17 protein-coding genes are annotated in these 17,693 nt (G+C 72.5%); 5 read left to right on the forward strand and 12 right to left on the reverse strand.

Features of this window, described 5'->3' with window-relative positions; genetic code table 11:
- Positions 1-16: 16 nt before the first annotated feature.
- Genes ABZV06_RS18590 through ABZV06_RS18605 form a run of 4 tightly spaced genes read right to left on the reverse strand, consistent with a single transcriptional unit; the run spans position 17 to position 4,723 of the window.
- Entirely contained in the window at positions 17-1,597 is a 1,581-nt protein-coding gene (locus ABZV06_RS18590) for a uroporphyrinogen-III synthase (RefSeq protein WP_355245016.1), read from the reverse strand.
- Complete coding sequence (gene hemC, locus ABZV06_RS18595) at positions 1,594-2,562, reverse strand: hydroxymethylbilane synthase (RefSeq protein WP_355622821.1); 969 nt, start codon at positions 2,560-2,562, stop codon at positions 1,594-1,596. Before hemC ends, ABZV06_RS18590 begins: the two co-directional genes overlap by 4 nt.
- Complete coding sequence (locus tag ABZV06_RS18600) at positions 2,559-3,956, reverse strand: glutamyl-tRNA reductase (RefSeq protein ID WP_355622824.1); 1,398 nt, start codon at positions 3,954-3,956, stop codon at positions 2,559-2,561. The genes hemC and ABZV06_RS18600 overlap by 4 nt, the downstream gene beginning before the upstream one ends.
- Positions 3,953-4,723: a redox-sensing transcriptional repressor Rex gene (locus ABZV06_RS18605; protein WP_355245007.1), complete on the reverse strand. Its 771-nt coding sequence runs from the start codon at positions 4,721-4,723 to the stop codon at positions 3,953-3,955. The genes ABZV06_RS18600 and ABZV06_RS18605 overlap by 4 nt, the downstream gene beginning before the upstream one ends.
- Positions 4,724-5,183: 460 nt before the next feature.
- Here ABZV06_RS18605 and ABZV06_RS18610 point away from each other — a divergent pair, with 460 nt between their 5' ends.
- Together ABZV06_RS18610 and ABZV06_RS18615 are read left to right on the forward strand one after the other, a co-directional pair.
- Positions 5,184-6,485 carry a sensor histidine kinase gene (locus ABZV06_RS18610; protein WP_355245004.1) on the forward strand — a complete coding sequence of 434 codons (1,302 nt, stop codon included), beginning with the start codon at positions 5,184-5,186 and terminating at the stop codon, positions 6,483-6,485.
- Positions 6,486-6,526: 41 nt separating this feature from the next.
- Positions 6,527-7,183: a response regulator transcription factor gene (locus ABZV06_RS18615; protein ID WP_355622827.1), complete on the forward strand. Its 657-nt coding sequence runs from the start codon at positions 6,527-6,529 to the stop codon at positions 7,181-7,183.
- Here the strand turns inward: ABZV06_RS18615 and ABZV06_RS18620 are convergent.
- From ABZV06_RS18620 to ABZV06_RS18630, 3 genes are read right to left on the reverse strand one after another with little or no spacing between them, the layout of a single operon-like run.
- On the reverse strand, positions 7,164-7,829 hold the full coding sequence (locus ABZV06_RS18620) for an HAD hydrolase-like protein (RefSeq protein ID WP_355622830.1): 666 nt from the start codon (positions 7,827-7,829) through the stop codon (positions 7,164-7,166). The two genes, ABZV06_RS18615 and ABZV06_RS18620, sit on opposite strands and share 20 nt — an antisense overlap.
- A gap of 17 nt (positions 7,830-7,846) precedes the next feature.
- On the reverse strand, positions 7,847-8,101 hold the full coding sequence (locus tag ABZV06_RS18625) for a glutaredoxin family protein (RefSeq protein WP_030329740.1): 255 nt from the start codon (positions 8,099-8,101) through the stop codon (positions 7,847-7,849).
- The gene (locus tag ABZV06_RS18630) at positions 8,091-9,722 is read right to left on the reverse strand and encodes an AMP-binding protein (protein WP_355622833.1); all 1,632 of its coding nucleotides are present in this window, start codon (positions 9,720-9,722) and stop codon (positions 8,091-8,093) included. The genes ABZV06_RS18625 and ABZV06_RS18630 overlap by 11 nt, the downstream gene beginning before the upstream one ends.
- 576 nt (positions 9,723-10,298) lie before the next feature.
- On the opposite strand from ABZV06_RS18630, the gene ABZV06_RS18635 reads away from it, so the two are divergent.
- From ABZV06_RS18635 to ABZV06_RS18645, 3 genes are all read left to right on the forward strand, one after another.
- Positions 10,299-11,261, forward strand: a complete 963-nt coding sequence (locus ABZV06_RS18635) for an ECF subfamily RNA polymerase sigma factor, BldN family (RefSeq protein WP_355622836.1) — start codon at positions 10,299-10,301, stop codon at positions 11,259-11,261.
- A gap of 286 nt (positions 11,262-11,547) precedes the next feature.
- Positions 11,548-12,426 (forward strand): DUF5667 domain-containing protein, encoded by an 879-nt coding sequence (locus ABZV06_RS18640; protein WP_355244989.1) that lies wholly within the window; start codon positions 11,548-11,550, stop codon positions 12,424-12,426.
- Positions 12,427-12,550: 124 nt separating this feature from the next.
- Complete coding sequence (locus ABZV06_RS18645; protein ID WP_355622839.1) at positions 12,551-13,426, forward strand: HAD-IB family hydrolase; 876 nt, start codon at positions 12,551-12,553, stop codon at positions 13,424-13,426.
- Between the two features lies 1 nt (position 13,427).
- On the opposite strand, the gene ABZV06_RS18650 is transcribed toward ABZV06_RS18645, so the two are convergent.
- From ABZV06_RS18650 to ABZV06_RS18670, 5 genes are all read right to left on the reverse strand, one after another.
- Positions 13,428-14,285: a lysophospholipid acyltransferase family protein gene (locus ABZV06_RS18650; RefSeq protein ID WP_355622865.1), complete on the reverse strand. Its 858-nt coding sequence runs from the start codon at positions 14,283-14,285 to the stop codon at positions 13,428-13,430.
- Between the two features lie 257 nt (positions 14,286-14,542).
- A complete protein-coding gene (locus tag ABZV06_RS18655) occupies positions 14,543-15,619 on the reverse strand; it encodes an NAD-dependent epimerase/dehydratase family protein (protein ID WP_355244984.1) in 1,077 nt (358 codons plus the stop codon).
- A gap of 122 nt (positions 15,620-15,741) precedes the next feature.
- Positions 15,742-15,843: an AURKAIP1/COX24 domain-containing protein gene (locus tag ABZV06_RS18660; protein ID WP_007465623.1), complete on the reverse strand. Its 102-nt coding sequence runs from the start codon at positions 15,841-15,843 to the stop codon at positions 15,742-15,744.
- A gap of 214 nt (positions 15,844-16,057) precedes the next feature.
- Positions 16,058-16,267, reverse strand: a complete 210-nt coding sequence (locus ABZV06_RS18665) for a helix-turn-helix domain-containing protein (protein WP_007465625.1) — start codon at positions 16,265-16,267, stop codon at positions 16,058-16,060.
- 196 nt (positions 16,268-16,463) lie between these two features.
- Complete coding sequence (locus tag ABZV06_RS18670; protein ID WP_355244980.1) at positions 16,464-17,648, reverse strand: ABC transporter permease; 1,185 nt, start codon at positions 17,646-17,648, stop codon at positions 16,464-16,466.
- Positions 17,649-17,693 lie beyond the last annotated feature (45 nt).

A 17,693-nucleotide genomic window follows, 5' to 3' on the forward strand; every position in this document is an offset into this window, starting at 1 on the left:
TCCTCCTGAACGACGACTACCGGAAGCGCAGGGCGGTCGGCCCCTGCACCTTCGAGCCACGACGCTGCTTGGCCGGCATGGCGGCCAGCTTCTCGCGCAGCTCGACGGCGTAGGCGGCGAGCGCCTCCACCAGGTCGGGCACCGAGGCGTGCGGCGGCTGGACGTCGACCCGAAGGCCGAACTCCGTCGCGGTCTCCGCCGTCTTGGGCCCAATCACGGCAACAACCGTGCGCGCGTGCGGCTTCCCGGCGATACCGACGAGGTTCCGCACGGTCGACGAAGACGTGAAGAGCACCGCGTCGAACCCGCCCGACTTGATCGCGTCCCGGATCTCGGCCGGCGGCGGCGCAGCCCGCACCGTCCGGTACGCGGTCACGTCGTCGACCTCCCAGCCGCGCTCGGTAAGCCCGGCGGCGAGCGTCTCGGTGGCGATGTCGGCGCGCGGCAGCAGCACCCGGCCGACCGGGTCGAGGATCTCGTCGTGCGGCGAGAACTCGGCCAGCAGCCCTTCGGAGGACTGTTCCCCGGCGGGGAGCAGCTCCGGCTGGATGCCGAACGCGCGGACCGCGTCCGCGGTCGCCTCGCCGATACAGGCGATCTTGACCCCGCCGAAGTGCCGGGCGTCCAGGCCGTGCTCGGCGAACTTCTCCCAGACCGCGCGTACGGCGTTGACCGAGGTGAAGATCACCCAGGCGTACCGGCCGTCGACAAGGCCCTTGACCGCCCGCTCCATCTGGGCCGGGGTGCGCGGCGGCTCGACCGCGATGGTCGGCACCTCGCACGGGATCGCTCCGTACGCCCGCAGCCGGGCACTCATCGCACCGGCCTGCTCCTTGGTACGGGGTACCAGCACCTTCCAGCCGTACAGCGGGCGGTTCTCCCACCAGCTCAGCTTGTCGCGCTGCCCGACCCCGACCCCGACGGTGAGCACCACCCGGCCGGTGAAGCCGAGCGCGGCGGCCACGAAGCTGTCCACGGTCGACGTGGTCGTGTACTGGGTCTCGCCGGTGCCGTCGCCGGTCACCCCGACGCCGGTGGTGCCGTCGACGCCGGCGGCCAGCAGCCCGTCCCGGACGGCGGCGAGGTCACCGGCGTCCACGGCGAGTGCGAGCGAACCCCGGCCGACGGCGGCGGCCAGCGCCTCGAAGTCCAGCACGCTGACGTCCTCGACGTCGGCGGCGGTACGTACGCCCGGCAGCGGAACCCCCGCGTAGGTGGCCACGCCCTCGGCCTGGCCGACGCCGGGCACCACCTCGAAGTGGGCGGCGGTACGGGCCACGGCCTGCACCTCCTTGACCACCGAGTCGTGGCCGAACGGGTCGCCGGCGACCAGGTGCACCGCGTTCAGCCCGGACCGGGCCGCGGAGATCAACACCTTCGCCACGTCTCCCGGCGCACCTTCGGCCGGGGTGAACTCGGCGTCGTCCCTGGCCTCGGCCCGGACGGCGGCGAGCAGCGACTCCGGGACTCCCCGGTCGTAGATCACCTGGTCGGCGTCGACCAGGGCGTCGTGCGCCCTGCGGGTCAGCAGACCTGGGTCGCCGGGGCCCGCCCCGACAAACGCGATACGGCCGACGGGCTTACGGGTGCGGGTCATTCTGTGCTCCCAAATTGCTGGGTCCCCGGGCCGGTGTGTCCTTCGTGGCCGAGGATCGAGTCGGCGCCGAGTTCGAGGAGTTCGGCGGCGAGTGCCTTACCGATCTCCGCTGCGTCGGCGGGCGTTCCGGTGCGGGACAGCCGGAGGTCACGAGTGCCGTCCGGACTGATCACCGCCCCGCGCAGGTAGATCTCATCACCGGTCTCGCCTTCGGCAAGCTCGGCGTAGGCGGCGACGGGTGCGCTGCACCCGGCCTCCAGGGTTGCCAGAAACGCACGTTCCGCAGTGACCGCGGAGCGTGACGGTGCGTGGTCGAGCATTCCGAGCAGCTCGACCAGGTCCTGGTCGTCGACCCGGCACTCCACGGCCAGCGCGCCCTGGGCGGGCGCGGGCAGCATCAGCATCGGGTCCAGCGTCTCGGTGATCACGTCGACCCGACCGATCCGGGCCAGCCCGGCCCGGGCCAGGACGACGGCGTCGAGGTCGGCGTCGGGGCCGATCACCCGCGCCAGGCGGGTGTCGATGTTGCCGCGGATCGGGGTGACCTCCAGTTGCAGGCCGAGCGCCTGCAACTGGGCGATGCGACGCAGCGCGCCGGTGCCCACCGTGGCGCCGGACGGCAGCTCGGCGAGCGTCCGGCCGTCGCGGGCGACCAGCGCGTCCCGAGGATCCTGCCGCGCCGGGACCGCCGCGATGTGCAGCCCGCCCGCGGCGGCGGTGGGCAGGTCCTTGTACGAGTGCACTGCGAAGTCGATCGTCCCGGCGGTCAGCGCGTCGCGCAGCGCGGAGACGAACACTCCGACGCCGAGCCGGTGCACCGGCGCGCTGGAGCGGTCGCCCGCGGTGACCACCTCGACCAGCTCGACCGGGCGGCCGGTGGCGGCGGTCACCGCCTCGGCGACGTGGCCGGACTGGGCCATGGCCAGGGTGCTGCCCCGGGTGCCGAGGCGCAGGGGGGCGGTCAACGCGCACCTCCGGTGGGTGGGGTCGGTTCGGTGGCGTCGGTGCCGGACACCGGGGCGGTGTCCGGGAGCGTCATGCCGAGGTCGGGAGTCAGCACGTCCGGGACGGTGTCGACCGGCGAGGTCTGCGGCACCTCGAGGTCGAACAGCTCACGCAGCAGCGCCGCGTACTGGTCACCACCGGGCTCGGCGGCGAGCTGGCGGACCTTGACGGTGGGTTGGTGCAGCAGCCGTTGCACCACCCGGTGCACCGTACGGGCCACCTCGGCGCGCAGGTCGTCGCCGAGGTCGGGGCGGCGCTGGGCCAGGCGGCGCAGCTCGGCGGCGACGACGTCGTCGGCGCGACCCCGCAGCGCCGCCACGGTGGGCGCCACGTCGGCGCCGCGCAGCCAGGTGAGGAAGCCCTCCACCTCGCCGAGCACGATCCGTTCGACGGCGGCGGCATCCGCTGCGGCCGGGCCGTCGGCGAGCAGTGCCGCCATCCGGTCGATGTCGATCACCTCGACGCCGGGCAGGTCGGCGACGCCCTCCTCGACGTCGCGCGGAACGGCCAGGTCGAGCAGGACCAGCGGGCCTCGAGCCGGGTCACGCTCGGCGAGCGCGGCGGTGACCACCGCCCGGGTGAGGACCGGCTCGGTGGACGCGGTGGCGGCCACTACGATGTCCACTGTGGAGAGCGTGGCGGCCAGCTCGGTCATCGGCGCGGCACTCGCCCCGTACGACTCGGCGAGCCGGACGGCCCGGTCGGCGCCCCGGTTGGTGACCGTGAGCGGCCCCGCACCCAGCCGGGACAGCGTGGCCACCCCGAGCGAACCCATCGCGCCGGCCCCGATCACCAGGGCCGGGTGGCCGACGAGGTCGCCGTCGAGGTGCCCGGCCGCCAGCTCCAGCGCGGCGGTCACCACACTCTGGCCGGCCCGGTCGATGCCGGTCTCGGCGTGGGCCCGCTTGCCGATGCGCAGCGCCTGCTGCATCAGCTCGTGCAGCAGGCGGCCGGCGGAGTCGGCGCCGGTGGCCCAGTGGTACGCGTCACGCAGTTGGCCGAGGATCTGCGCCTCGCCCACGACCATCGAGTCCAGCCCGGTGGCGACGCGGAAGACGTGGTCCACGGCGGCGGTGTCGTAGTGGACGTACAGGTGGCTGGCGAGCGCCGCCGGAGTGCTGTCGGCCTGCTCGGCCAGTACGGCGCAGATGTCGCCGAGCCCACCGTGGAAACCGGACACGGCGGCGTAGATCTCCACGCGGTTGCAGGTGGAGACGATCGCCGCCTCGCTCACGTACGGCTGTGCGACCAGGCGGTCCAGGGTGCGGGTGAGGTCGGCGGGGGGCACGGCCAGCTGCTCCAGCGTGGCGACCGGGGCGGTCCGGTAGGACGCGCCGACGACGAGCAGTTTCACGTGCCGATCGCCTCCTGGGTGTCGGTGGCCGCGAGCCCGCCGGGCAGGGCGGTGAGAGCGGACCCGCCGGTGGCGGGCAGCGCGGTCAGCGACGCCTTACGGTGCTCGTGGAAGGACAGGATCTGCAGCTCGATGGCGAGGTCGACCTTGCGCACGTCGACCCCCTCCGGGACAGAGAGTACGCAGGGCGCGAAGTTGAGGATGCTCGTCACGCCGACCGCGACCAGCTGATCGGCGACCCGCTGGGCGGCGGGGGCCGGGGTGGCGATCACGCCGATCGCGATGGACTCCTCCGCGGCGACCGCGGGCAGCTCGTCGACATGCCGGACAACCAGGCCGTTGATCTCTTCACCGACCCGGGAGGGATCGGCGTCGAGCAGTGCGGCGATCCGGAAGCCCCGGCTGGCGAACCCGTCGTAGCCGGCCAGAGCGTGACCGAGATTACCCACGCCGACCAGGGCCACCGCGCGACGCTGAGTGAGCCCGAGCACGTACTCGATCTGCTCGATCAGCAGCGCGACGTCGTAGCCGACGCCCCGTGTGCCGTACGAACCGAGGTGGGAGAGGTCTTTGCGGAGCTTGGCGGAATTGACCCCCGCGGCCGCCGAGAGACCTTCACTGGAGATCGTTTCGTGCCCTGCGTCGGCAAGATTGTGCAACGCGCGTAGGTATTCCGGGAGCCGAGCGACGGTCGCCTCGGGAAGATCCGGGAGCGCCGGTACGCCACCGGCGCGGCCGGGCGCACCTGACTGACGGTGCTGACTCATGAGACTCCGTGCGGTGCGATCCTCGGCCAACTCCGCTGGTCGGCCGCTTATGGACTCCCGCTGGCGACCGAGGTTGCCGGCTGTGCTAGCAGGGCGCGTCGGAACTAGAGAGTAGGCGCTTGTGAAGACGTGCACAAATCGCGATCTTGCCGCTCCGGGACACGACCCCACCTGCCCCTCCATTCCACAAGATCGATTGAGCGCTCACCGCCCGCGCGATTATTGCTCAATCCCGACTTCTCTGACCAATCCCGCGCCCGACCGAGCCCACGCCTGCCCCCGCCCCGCGATCTTGCACTTTCTGTCGCCGCATAAGGCGCACGTCAGGGCAGATCGTCAACAGCAATTGCAAGATCGGCGCGGAGAAGAGGCGGGGAGCGCGGGGGTGGGGGCAGCACTACCGGGGAGAGACCGGGCTTCGGGATGGGGGGCGGGGCGGCGACTGCCTAGCCTTTCTGCCATGACCGCCGTTGCCGCCACCAGCGACCGACACCCGCTGGCACGGAGTATTCCCCGCCAACTCTTCGTCGACTCCGGGTACGTGCTGCTCGGCCTCCCTCTGGCGGTGGCCAGCTTCGTCGTGCTCCTGGTCGGCCTCTCGCTCGGCATCGGCCTGATGGTCACCGTGATCGGCCTGCCGATCCTCAGCGGCACCCTGTACGCCGCACGCGGGATGGCCGACATCGAGCGCCTGCGACTGCCCGCCGTGCTCCGGCAGCCCCGGGTGCGACCGCGCTACCGGCTGCCGGAGCCGGGCGCGAACGCCTGGCGGCGGATCTTCCTGCCGATGCGTGACGCACAGTCCTGGCTCGACCTGGCGCATGGACTCCTGCGGTTGATCGTGGCACTGGTCACCTTCGGGGTGACCATGGCCTGGTGGGCCGCCACGATCGTGGAATCGCTCTACTGGACGTACGACTGGGCTCTGCCCCGCCCGTCCGAAGGCAACCAGGATCTGACGCAACTCCTCGGCCTGGGCGACTCGACCACCGCCCGGATCGGGCTGAACACCGCGATCGGGGTGTTCTTCCTCATCACGCTGCCGATCGTGGTCCGGGGCTGTGCGCTGCTCCAGGCCAGCTTCGCCAAGGCCCTGCTGACCGGTGTGGCCGAGATGCGGGACCGGATCACCGTGCTGGAGGAGCAGAAGCGGGCTGCGGTCTCCGCCGAGGCGTCCGCGCTGCGCCGGCTGGAGCGCGACATCCACGACGGGCCGCAGCAGCGCCTGGTCCGCCTGGCGATGGACCTCAGCCGAGCCCGGATGCAGCTCGCCTCCGACCCGGAGGAGGCCGGACGGACCATCGACGAGGCGGTGACCCAGACCCGGGAGACGCTTGCCGAACTGCGGGCGCTGTCCCGGGGCATCGCCCCACCGATCCTGGTGGACCGAGGTCTGCCCAGCGCACTGGCCGCGCTCGCCGGTCGCGGGCTCATCCCCATCGAGCTTCAGGTCGACCAGCAGCTCGGTACGCGGGACGGCCGACTCGACCCGGCGGTGGAGAACACCGCGTACTTCGTGGTGGCCGAGGCACTGACCAACATCGCCAAGCACAGTCGGGCCACCGAGGCCATGGTCGTCGTGGCCCGTCAGGGCACCCACCTCCAGGTGCGGGTGGGCGACGACGGGCAGGGTGGCGCGCACCTGGCCAAGGGCCACGGGCTGGCCGGCATCGCCGACCGCATCCGGGCGGCCGGCGGTGAGCTGACCGTGGTCAGCCCGAACGGCGGCCCCACCGAGATCCGCGCCGACCTGCCGCTGTGAACACACCGGAAGGCCGCCCCGACGTGGTAGACACCACAGCCATGCGCATCGTGATCGCTGACGACGCCGTCCTGCTCCGGGAGGGGCTGGTACGGCTGCTGACCGAGAGCGGGCACCAGGTGGTGGCCGCCGTCGGGGACGGTGAGGCACTCGTCGAGGCGGTGGTCGAGCACCGGCCCGACGTGTCGATCGTCGACGTGCGGATGCCGCCGACCCACACCGACGAGGGGCTGCGGGCGGCGGTGCAGGCGCGCCAACTGGTGCCGCGTACGCCGATCCTGGTGCTCTCCCAGTACGTCGAGGTGTCGTACGCCGATGATCTGCTCGCCACCACCGGCGGCGCCGGCGGCGGCGGGATCGGCTACCTGCTCAAGGACCGGGTGGCGGCGATCGACGAGTTCCTGGACGCGCTGCGCCGGGTGGCGGCCGGCGGCACGGTGCTCGACCCGGAGGTGGTCGGCCAGCTCTTCGCCCGACGCCGCCGCGACGACCCGCTGCGCGAGTTGACGCCGCGTGAGCGGGAGGTGCTCGCGCTGATGGCCGAGGGTCGGTCGAACACGGCCATCGCCCGAGCGCTGGTGGTCAGCGACGGTGCGGTGGAGAAGCACGTGCGCAACATCTTCACCAAGCTCACCCTCCCGCCGGACACCGAGCAGCACCGGCGGGTGCTGGCGGTCCTCACCTACCTGCGGAACTGACCTCCCGGGCGGCCAGGGCCACCGCGTCGGTGAGCGTGTCCGCCACCGGGTGACCGGAGACACGCAGCCGGGCCGGGTCGGTGAACCCCCCGGTGTAGAGCACCGCCCGGCCGCCGACGGCGAGGGCCGCGTCCGCGTCGTCGATCGAGTCGCCGATCAGCACGACAGTGCTCCCGTCCACGCCCAGCTCGGCGAGGTGCCGCCGCAGCGACTCGGCCTTGCGGTCGCCGCCGACCGTGGCCCGCAGCCCGTCGACCCGGGTGAAGTGCCCGGTCAACCCGTACGTGTGCACGGTGGGCACCAGCTCCTCGTGGAACCACATGGAGAGCAGGCTCTGGCTGCCCTTCCAGGCGGCCATCGCGGTCCGCGCGTCGGCGGCCAGTTCGCAGGTGGTCAATCCGCTGCGGTACGCCTGGTGGAAGATCTGGTCCAGCCGGCCGAAGGCGTCGTCGTCCACGGCCTGCCCGAGCACCTCGGCGTAGTAGTCGGCGATCGGCCGGCGGAACCGCGTCCGGTGCTCCTCGGCGGTGACCGTCGGCCCGCCCACGCTGGCGAACGCCGCGTTGGTGGCGGCCACCACCAGGCTGAGGTCGTTGAGCAGGGTGCCGTTCCAGTCCCAGACCAGGTGGGGGTGCGCAATGGTCATCCGAGCACCCTAGGCCCTCAGAGCTGGGGCGTGGTCAGGTCCCGCAGCAGCCGGTCCTCCTCCACCCGCCAGTAGCCGTGCTCCTTGCCGTCGAGCATCACCACCGGCAGTCGGTCCCCGTACTCGCGTTCCAGCCCCTCGTCGCCGGTGACGTCCCACTCGACCCACTTGTCGCCGGTGACCGCCACCACCCGGTCGAGCGCTGCCTTGGCGTCGTCGCACAGGTGGCAGCCGGGTCGGGTGATCAGGGCGAGCCGGGCGTCAGTGGCCATCGGGTACCTCCGTGCGGGCGTCGTCGGCGGGTGCGGGCGGGCCGGCCGGGGTCGCCGGCCGGAGCTGGGTCTTTCGTACCTTGCCGATCGCCGAGTGGGGCAGTGCGTCGACGAACTCGACGGCGGTCGGGCACTTGAACCGGGCCAGGTTCCGTGCGCAGTGTGCGAGCAGTTCCTCGCCGGTGACCGGCCGGCCCGGCGCCGGCACCACGTACGCCCGCACAGTCTCGCCGGTTCGCGGGTGCGGCACACCCAGTACCGCCGACTCGGCCACCCCGGGGTGCCCGCCGAGCACCAGCTCGACCTCGTGCGGATAGACGTTGAAGCCGTTCACCAGGATCAGCTCGCCGAGTCGGTCGACGAGGAAGAGGTCACCGTCGGCGTCGGCGTACGCGATGTCGCCGGTACCCCACCAGCCGTCGGCGTCCGGGCCGTCGCGGCCGTCCGGCCAGTAGCCGTCGAAGAGGTTGGGGCCGCGTACGACGATCTGCCCCGGGTCGGTGCCCGGTGCGACGTCGGAGATGTCCATCTCGTCCGCGTCGTCGTCGGGGACCGCCTGCCCGTCGCGCCACAGGACCTCGGAGTCCGGCCCGACCAGGCGCAGCTCGACGCCGGGCAGCGGTCGACCGATCGAGCCGGCCTTGGCCGTCGGACCGACCAGCGTGGAGGTGAGCACCGGCGCGGTCTCGGTCAGGCCGTACCCGACGTGCATCGGGTGGCCGGTCGCCGCGGTGAAGCGCGCCGCGACAGCGGGTTCCAGCGGTGCCGCGCCGCACACGGCCACCCGCACGGACGCGGTCGCCGCGCGGACCGCGTCGGCGTCGGCCCAGGCGAGGAACATCGACGGTACGCCGACCAGCACGCTGACCTGGTGCCGGGCGATCTCGGCGAGCCCCGCCGTCGGGTCCGGGTCGTCGAGCAGGACGCCCTCGGCGCCGTGCTGGACGACCGCGCCGAGCCCGGAGTTGAGCCCGTACGCGTGGAACAGCGGCAGGGCCAGCAGCACCCTGTCGTCCGGGCCGACCACCGGCGGCTCGACCGCGTCCACCTGTTCGTGGTTGGCCAGCAGCGCGCGGTGGGAGAGCATCGCGCCCTTCGGGTGGCCCTCGGTGCCGGACGTGTAGAGCAGTACGGCGAGGTCGTCGCCACCCCGGTGTGGGCGGAGGCTCGGCTCGGGCTGCGCGGCGCTCGGCGGGGTGGCGTGCACGGCCGTGAGCGCCGGCAGGTCGGCGGCCACCTCGGCGACGAGGCCGCGGACCCGCTCGGTGCCGATCAGCAGCGATGCCCCGGAGTCGGCCAGGACGTGGCGCAGCTCCGGGGCGGTGAAGCCGGGATTGACCGGCACCGCGACCAGCCCGGCCCGCAGCGCGCCGAGCCAGCCGATCACGAAGCCGAGGGTGTTCGGCAGCGCGATCGCGACTCGCGGCGGCGTGGCGTCCGGTTCGGTGGGTGGCACGGCGGCGGCCAGGCCGTACGCGGCGGCGGTCACGGCGGTGTCCAGTTCGGACCAGCTGACGCACCGGTCCCGCCAGTGCAGCGCGGGCCGGTCGCCGTGGTCGAGAGCCGCCCGGCGGACACGGTCGGCGAGGTTCGGCGGCGAGTCTGCCGGGGAGTCCTGCACGGTGGTCGAGTCTGGCACAGCGGCGGTCGACTGGCCACGTCCGACGGTGGTGTGCGACGGCCCGTCCGGCGTCCCGTCAACGGGACACTTTCCGTGCCGTCGATGATCCGGTCCAGTCCGGCTGATGGGACGACCGGAGCGCTCGACGGGCGGTTGGGACGGCTCGGCCCAGCGGGCGGCGCGCACCCCTCGACCGCTCGGTCGAATTGCCCTCCGACCTGGGCATCCATCCTGGAACACCGGGTCGGTCGAAAGTCAAACGCACACGACGGACAACCGGTCCGCCACCGGTGCGACACGGCGGGAAATACTTCCGCCCTGTGTAACGGACTTGCCACGCGCGGGTGACGTTGGCCCTATTATCACTCGGGTCGGCTCACCCCATTTGCCGTGAGTCGACACCCCTCAGCCCGAGGAGGCCCCCGTGCCTGTCAGCGCATTGGACCAGCACCTCAAGGGGAACTGCCGCCCGTCGGCACACCCCGGAACAGTCCTGCCCGACCGGTTGCCCGGTCGGTCCGCACCGACGACCCGCAAACCGGCGCGTCCGGCGACCACCGGGACGGGGGCTGCGCGGTGACCACCTTCGGATACGCGGAACGCCCCGTCGGCCTGACCGGCCAGACGCCCCGCTCGCAGGTCAACGAACGCCCGGCGACACGCGCGCCACTGGGTGACCCGCACGCCACGATGCGCAGCGAGGGCCCTGCCCAGCGGACCCGCAACCGCCCGCACACCAACGAGCCTCCACCGAGACCGGCGGTGCCCGGTGGCAACGCGATGCCGGCCGGTGGACGTGTCGCCGCACCGACCCGACCGACGATGCCCTCGCAGGGGCGTCGGGCCGGCGACGCACCGGCGGCGACCACCGACCCGGCGGCGGGCGAGACGGCGGTGATCCCGGCGGTCCCGGCCGCCACCCCGACCACCCCGACCACCCCGACGGGCTATCCGAGCCGACCGGACCCGTCCGACCCGGCCACCGAGGTCTGGACGCTCGTCGAGCGGGCGCAGGCCGGCGAGTCCGAGGCGTTCGGTCTCATCTACGACAGGTACGTGGACACCGTCTTCCGGTTCGTCTACTTCCGGGTCGGCAACCGCCAACTGGCCGAGGACCTGACGTCGGACACGTTCCTGCGCGCCCTCAAGCGGATCGGCAGCTTCACCTGGCAGGGCCGCGATCTCGGCGCCTGGCTGGTGACCATCGCCCGCAACCTGGTCGCCGACCACTTCAAGTCCGGCCGGTACCGGCTGGAGGTCACCACCGGGGACGTGCTCGACGCCGACCGTGAGGATCGGGGGCCCGAGGGCAGCCCGGAAGCCGCGGTGGTCGAACACATCACCAACGTCGCCCTGCTCACCGCCGTCAAGCAGCTCAACCCGGAGCAGCAGGAGTGCATCGTGCTCCGGTTCCTGCAGGGCTTCTCGGTGGCCGAGACGGCGCGGGCCATGGGCAAGAACGAGGGTGCCATCAAGGCTCTGCAATATCGGGCGGTTCGTGCGCTGGCACGGCTGCTGCCCGATGGCTTCCAGCCCTGATCCGCTGACGGGCCGGCGTGGGTGATCACTGTCTGCGCAGCTCAGGGCGGCTCTCACTTGGTGACGCCGATCACTTTCTGTGATTTTCGCCCCGCCCGGCCCGTAACCCGTGCACGGTCCGCCGCGTTTCTCCGGGTGCGACCGGTGGATGTCCCGGCAGGCCCGGGGCACCGAGGTCCGCCCGGCACGCCGGACGGCGCCTCACCTCCGTGGTGTCACAACGCCGCCCGGTCGCTGGAGACTTCGGCGGCCGACCGGCCGTGACCAGCGAGAGGAGGTGCCTGCGGTGGATAACAACCTCTTCTCCCGTCGGCGCGCCGAGCGCTTCGCGCAACTTCTCGACGAGGCCAACGGCGGCCGGCGACACCATGTGCGGTCCCGGGTGGACAGTCAACTGACGCCGCTCGTCGCGGTGGGCCAGCGACTCTGCGTCGATCCCCCCAGGGTCGAGGTGAGTCCCGACTTCCGCACCGGCCTGCGGGCGATGCTGCTCGCCACGGCCGAACGCGAGGGAATCGGCACCGCCCCGGCGACGGCCGAGCCGGCCGCGTCGCGTCCCGCGGTCACGAGCCGTGGTTCGCTGCTGCCGGCGGTCACCGCCCGACGGGCCCGCGCCCGGGGAGCGATCCTGGTCGGCATCGCCGCCGGGGCCATCGCCGTCTCCGGCATCTCCGCCGCCAGCGAGAACGCCGTCCCCGGCGATGCGCTGTACGGCATGAAGCGGTCCACCGAGCGGGCCCAGCTCGCCCTGGCCAGCTCGGACATCAGCCGCGGCCAGCTCTTCCTGGACTTCGCCCGGACCCGACTCGGCGAGGCCGCCGAGCTGCGGGGTGACCGCATCGGTTACAGCGCCGTCCTCGACGACATGGACGCCGACACCCGCCAGGGCATTCGCCTGCTCACCGCCGCCGCCGTGCAGCGGGGCGAGCCGGCCAGCCTGGACACCGTCAACACGTTCGTCAGCAGTCAGCGCCGGGCGGTGAGCAACCTGCTCGACGGCGCCGACCGGGCCGACCGGGAACGGACCCGGCGGTCGCTGGCCCTGCTGGACAGCATCCGGGAACGCTCGGACTCGGTACGCGCCGCCATCGCGTGCGGCCTGCCGGCACCGACCGGCAGCGACACGCTCGGGCCCACCCCGACCACCTGCCCCGGCGCGCGCTGACCGCCACGCGGGACCGCACCACCGACCGGCCGCGGCGCAGTTTCCTGTGCCCGGCCGGTCGAGCGTGTGCTCCGGTTACCCTCGCTGGAGGCATCGTCGTAGCTGCGGAGGGAGGGAACGTCGCGTGGCGCGCAGCCGCAAGGTGACGGTCAGCACCGACGCACGGGGGCACACCGCCGGTTGGGCGGAGACCGAACTGGCGTCGGTGACCCCGCCCGCACCGGACCCGACCGCCGCCGCCTTCTTCGACGTCGACAACACGATGATGCAGGGCGCGTCGATCTACTGGTTCGCCCGGGGACTTGCCGCCCGGAACTACTTCACGACGGCCGACCTGGCCCGTTTCGCCTGGCAGCAGCTCCGTTTCCGGCTGCTCGCCCGCGAGCACGCGGGTGACATGTCCCAGGCGAAGGACGCCGCGCTGGCCTTCGTCGAGGGGTGGCGGGTGGACGACGTGGAACGACTCTCGGAAGAGATCTTCGACGAGCTGATGGCACCCCGGATCTGGGTCGGCACCCGCCAGCTCGCCCAACGCCACCTGGACGCCGGCCAACGCGTGTGGCTGGTCAGCGCCGCCCCGGTGGAGATCGGTCGGGTGATCGCCGCCCGACTCGGCCTGACGGGCGCGATCGGCACGGTCGCGGAGGTGCGGGCGGGGGCGTACACCGGGCGGTTGGTGGGTGACCTCATGCACGGGCCCGCGAAGGCCGAGGCCGTCACCCAGCTCGCCGCCGTGGAGGGGCTGGATCTGCGGCGCTGCGCGGCGTACAGCGACTCGTCCAACGACCTGCCGCTGCTCTCCACGGTGGGTCGGGCGGTGGCGGTGAACCCGGACGGCACCCTGCTGCGGCAGGCCCGCCAGCAGGGCTGGGAGGTCCGGGACTTCCGCACCGGCCGACGGGCCGTCAAGATCGCCGTACCGTCGACGGCGGCAGCCGGTCTCGTCGCCGGCGCGGTCACCGCCGGCCTGGCCCTCCAGCGTCGCCGCCGCGCCGGCTGACTCAGGGGCCGAACGGATCAGGTCGCCGTTCGAGCAGCGTGTGCAGGGTCTGCTGGATGGTCTCCCGCACCTGGTCGGCGAGGTTGAAGACGACCAGCGGGTCGTCCGCCGAGTCGGTCAGGTGGGCGGTGGGGATCGGCGGGCAGAACTCGATCAGCCACTTGCTGGGCAGCGGCACCATGCCCAGCGGCCCGAGCCAGGGGAAGGTCGGCGTGACCGGGAAGTACGGCAGCTTGAGCAGTCGCGCGAGGGGCTTGATGTCGGCGAGCATCGGGTAGATCTCCTCGCCGCCGACGATGGCGACCGGAACGATCGGGGTGCCCGTCCGCAGCGCGGCCGACACGAAACCGCCCCGGCCGAACCGTTGCAGCTTGTACCGGTCGGCGTAGAGCTTGCCGATGCCCTTGAACCCCTCGGGGAACACACCGACCAGGTCGCCACCGCCGAGCAGCCGCTCGGCGTCCGGGTTGCAGGCCACCGTGCCGCCGGTCTTGCGCGCGATCTCCGACACCACCGGCATCCGGAACACCAGGTCGGCGCCGAGCAGGCGCAGGTAGCGGTGCGCCGGGTGCTTGTCGTGCAGGGCCGCCGACAGGATCAACGCGTCCAGCGCCACGGTGCCCGAGTGGTTACCGACGACCAGGGCGGGCCCCTCGACGGGTACGTTCTCCACCCCGCTGACCTCGGTCCGGAACCAGTCCCGGTAGAGCAGCCGCAGCAGCGGATGGAAGACCGCGTCGGTCAGCTCCGGGTCGAAGCCGAACTCGTCGACCTCGTAGTCCCCGGCCAACCGTCGGCGCAGGAACGCCAACCCGTTCGCCACCCGGCGGTCCCACTGGTCTCCGGGCCGATCCGCCACCGCCGGACCGGTGCCACCACCGGAAGCCGGCGTGCTTGCGCCGTTCGGCTCGTCGGTCGCGGTGCTGTGGAGCCCGCCGGCGGCCGTATCCGCCGGACCGTCGGTCGGCGTGTCGACCTCGTCGCCGGCCGTCGCGGCGGGCGCGAGGCGGGCCGCCGGGCGGTGGCCGTTGCGCCGCGCCGGCTCCGCGTCCGGCGCGGGCGGAACCGGCGGTACGTCGAAACGCCCGATCCCCTGCGAATCGTGGCCCTGTCCGGTCACGACGTCCGCTCCCGCACCGCGGCACGGACCTGTCGAATGCCGTCCAGGACCAACTGCTCGGCCACCGCCAACTGACCTCGGCTGAGCACCGCCCCACCGTGGTGGGCGCGGATGAAGTCCTCGAACGCCTCGGCCGTGGAGCGGGGAGTGAAGCCGTACTCCTGCTCGAGACGCGTGGTGTCGACGACCCGACCGTGCACGAAGAGATCGACCTGGTCCAGGCCGTAGCGGCCGAACCCCATGGTGCGGGCCAGCGCCGCGGCGCTGGAGAGACCCGGTTCGAGCACCGGCACGGCCACCCGGCCGGCCCGCCGGATCGCCTGGGACAGCGACAGCACTCCCGGACCGGCGACGTTGTAGGTGCCCGGATGGTCCTGGACGATCGACCGGTGCAGCACCTCCAACGCGTCGTCGAAGTGCAGGAACTGCAGGCGGGGGTCGCGGCCGAAGACGGTCGGCACGAACGGCTGCGCGAAGTAGCGCGTCAGGGTCGTGTCGGCGGTGGAGCCAATGAACGGGGCGAAGCGCAGCACCGTCGCGGTCACGTCGGGTCGCCGGCGGCGGAAGCCACGGACGTACCCCTCGACGTCGAGGATGTCGCGGCCGAAACCGCCGCGCGGCACTTCGCGCGGCTCGGTCTCCTCGGTGAACACCGCCGGGTCGCGGAACGACACCCCGTACGCGGCGGTCGACGACCGGACCACGAGCTTGCGCAGCCGGGGCGCCCGCTGGCAGGCGGCGAGCAACTGCATGGTGCCGATGACGTTCTGATCCTTCATGGCCGACCGGCCACCGTGCTGCGGGTCGGGGGAACTCATCAACGCGAGGTGGACCACCGCGTCGACGTCCAGGTCGGCGAGGAGCCCACCGAGCGAACCCGGGTCGACGCGGATGCGCTCGACCCGATCCAGCAGATCGGTGAGCTCGGCGGCCGGCTCCGGCGCGTCCACGCCGATGACCCGTTCGATGCGCGGGTCGGCCGCCAACCGGGCCGCAACGTGGGCGCCCAGGTAACGACCGACTCCGGTGACGACGACGACCCCCGGCGCACCTGTGGTGCTACCGGGGGTCATCTGACGCACCTACGCCGACAGGCCGGATCGAGCCGGGACGACCACGGCCTGATCACCTGAGCCTCCGGAGATCGACAGTTAGGCAAGTGACGCCGAGTTGCCGGGCGAACGCCCGGCGACGGTCACTTGCCGAGACGGCGACGCTGGACGCGGGTCTTGCGCAGCAGCTTGCGGTGCTTCTTCTTAGCCATGCGCTTACGGCGCTTCTTGACCACCGAGCCCATACGACAGCCTTTCGATACAACGTGCGGGGCGGGCCGGATGACACCACGCAGGTGGCGACGGCGACCGCATGCGGACAACGGACCGGACCGGTCTGGGCGGCGGGGCGCACCGGTGGGGTCTCGATCGCGCTCCAGGGTAGCCGGAGAGCGTCAGCAGGACCAACGCGCCCCCGCCCATGCCGCCTAGCGGGCGTCCGATCGGCCGATCGGTGGCTCAGGCGGTTTCCTGAAAAGCGCCCCGCAGATATTCGTGCACCGCGTGCTCGGGCACCCGGAACGACCGGCCCACCCGGACCGCGGTGAGCTCACCGCTGTGCACGAGGCGATAGACGGTCATCTTCGACACCCGCATGACCGTCGCCACCTCCGCGACGGTCAGGAACTTGACCTCCGACAGCCGTCCGTCGGACTGCGACCCGGCCATGGCTCACCGACCCATCCCATGCCCGGCGCGTGCCAACCCGACGGATGCTCCGGGTCGGGCGGCGACGCGCGTGTTACCAGTACGGTAGCGGGACGGCTGTGACCGGCGCGATCCCTTCGTACAACTGATCATGTTTCGGTGGCTCGTTCACCCGATCCGGCCTGCCGTTATCTCCCCGGCTGCGTCCGCCGTCCGATTACTCGGCGCGCAGCGCCACCACCGGATCGAGTCGGCCCGCGCGCTGCGCGGGGACCACACCGAAGACGATGCCCACCGCCGCCGACACACCGAAGGCCAGCGCCAACGACCACCAGGTGATCGCCGCGGGGATCGGTGACAGCGCGTCCACCAGCAGGGCGGTCCCCACACCCAACGCCATCCCGGTCAACCCACCGATGGTGGTGAGCAGCACCGCCTCCAGCAGGAACTGCACGCCGATGTCGCGGGGTCGAGCGCCGACCGCCTTGCGCAGCCCGATCTCGCGGGTCCGCTCGCGGACGCTGACCAGCATGATGTTGGAGACGCCGACGCCGCCGACGAGCAGGGAGATGCCGGCGATTGCGGCGAGCACGCCGGTGAGCACGCCGAGGATGTCGCCGAGCACGCCGAGGATCTGCTGCTGCGTGACCGCACTGAACTCGGTGTCCGGGTGTCGGCGGTTGAGTTCGGCGACGATGCGCTCGCCCAACTCGTCGATCCGCTCGCGGTCGGGCGCCTTGACCGCGATGCCGTCCACCCGCTGGGTGCCCCAGAGGCGCTGCGCGGCGGTCACCGGTACGTGCACCTCGTCGTCCCGGTCGACGCCGAGACTCTGCCCGAGGGGCGCGAACACGCCGATGACCCGGAATCGAACGCCGGCGAGGGTCACCTGCTGACCGAGGGGATCGCGGTCGGGGAACAGCGCGCGTGCCACCGAGTCGCCGAGCACCGCGACGCGCCGGCTGGTGTCCACGTCCGTGCCGGTGAGGTAGCGCCCCCGGGCCAGCGTCCGGGTGAACACCGTCGGCGTGGTCTCCAGCACGCCCTGGACGGTGGTGAAGTCGGAGCGCGCGCCGGCCCGTGCGGTCGCCCCCGAGGCGACGGTGACCGCGACCCGCTGGGGATCGCCGACGACGCGGGACACCGCCTCGGCGTCCTTGAGCGTCAACGGGGAGACCACCGGCGCGGTGCCCACCTCGATCTTGCCGGGAACGACCAGCAGCAGGTTGGAGCCGAGCCCTTCGACCTGTTGCTCCACCTTCTGCTTGGTGCCGGTGCCGATGGCGACCAGCAGCACCACCGACGCCACCCCGATGATCACACCGAGCATGGTGAGCGAGCTGCGCAGCCGGTTGGCGCGCAGGGCGTCCAGCGCGACCCGCCACGCCTCGGCGACCCTCACGCCACACCGTCCCCGGGCTCACGCGTGTCGACCTCCGCGCCGCGC

This window comes from Micromonospora sp. NPDC005172 (assembly GCF_040608555.1).
Classification (GTDB): Bacteria; Actinomycetota; Actinomycetes; order Mycobacteriales; family Micromonosporaceae; genus Micromonospora.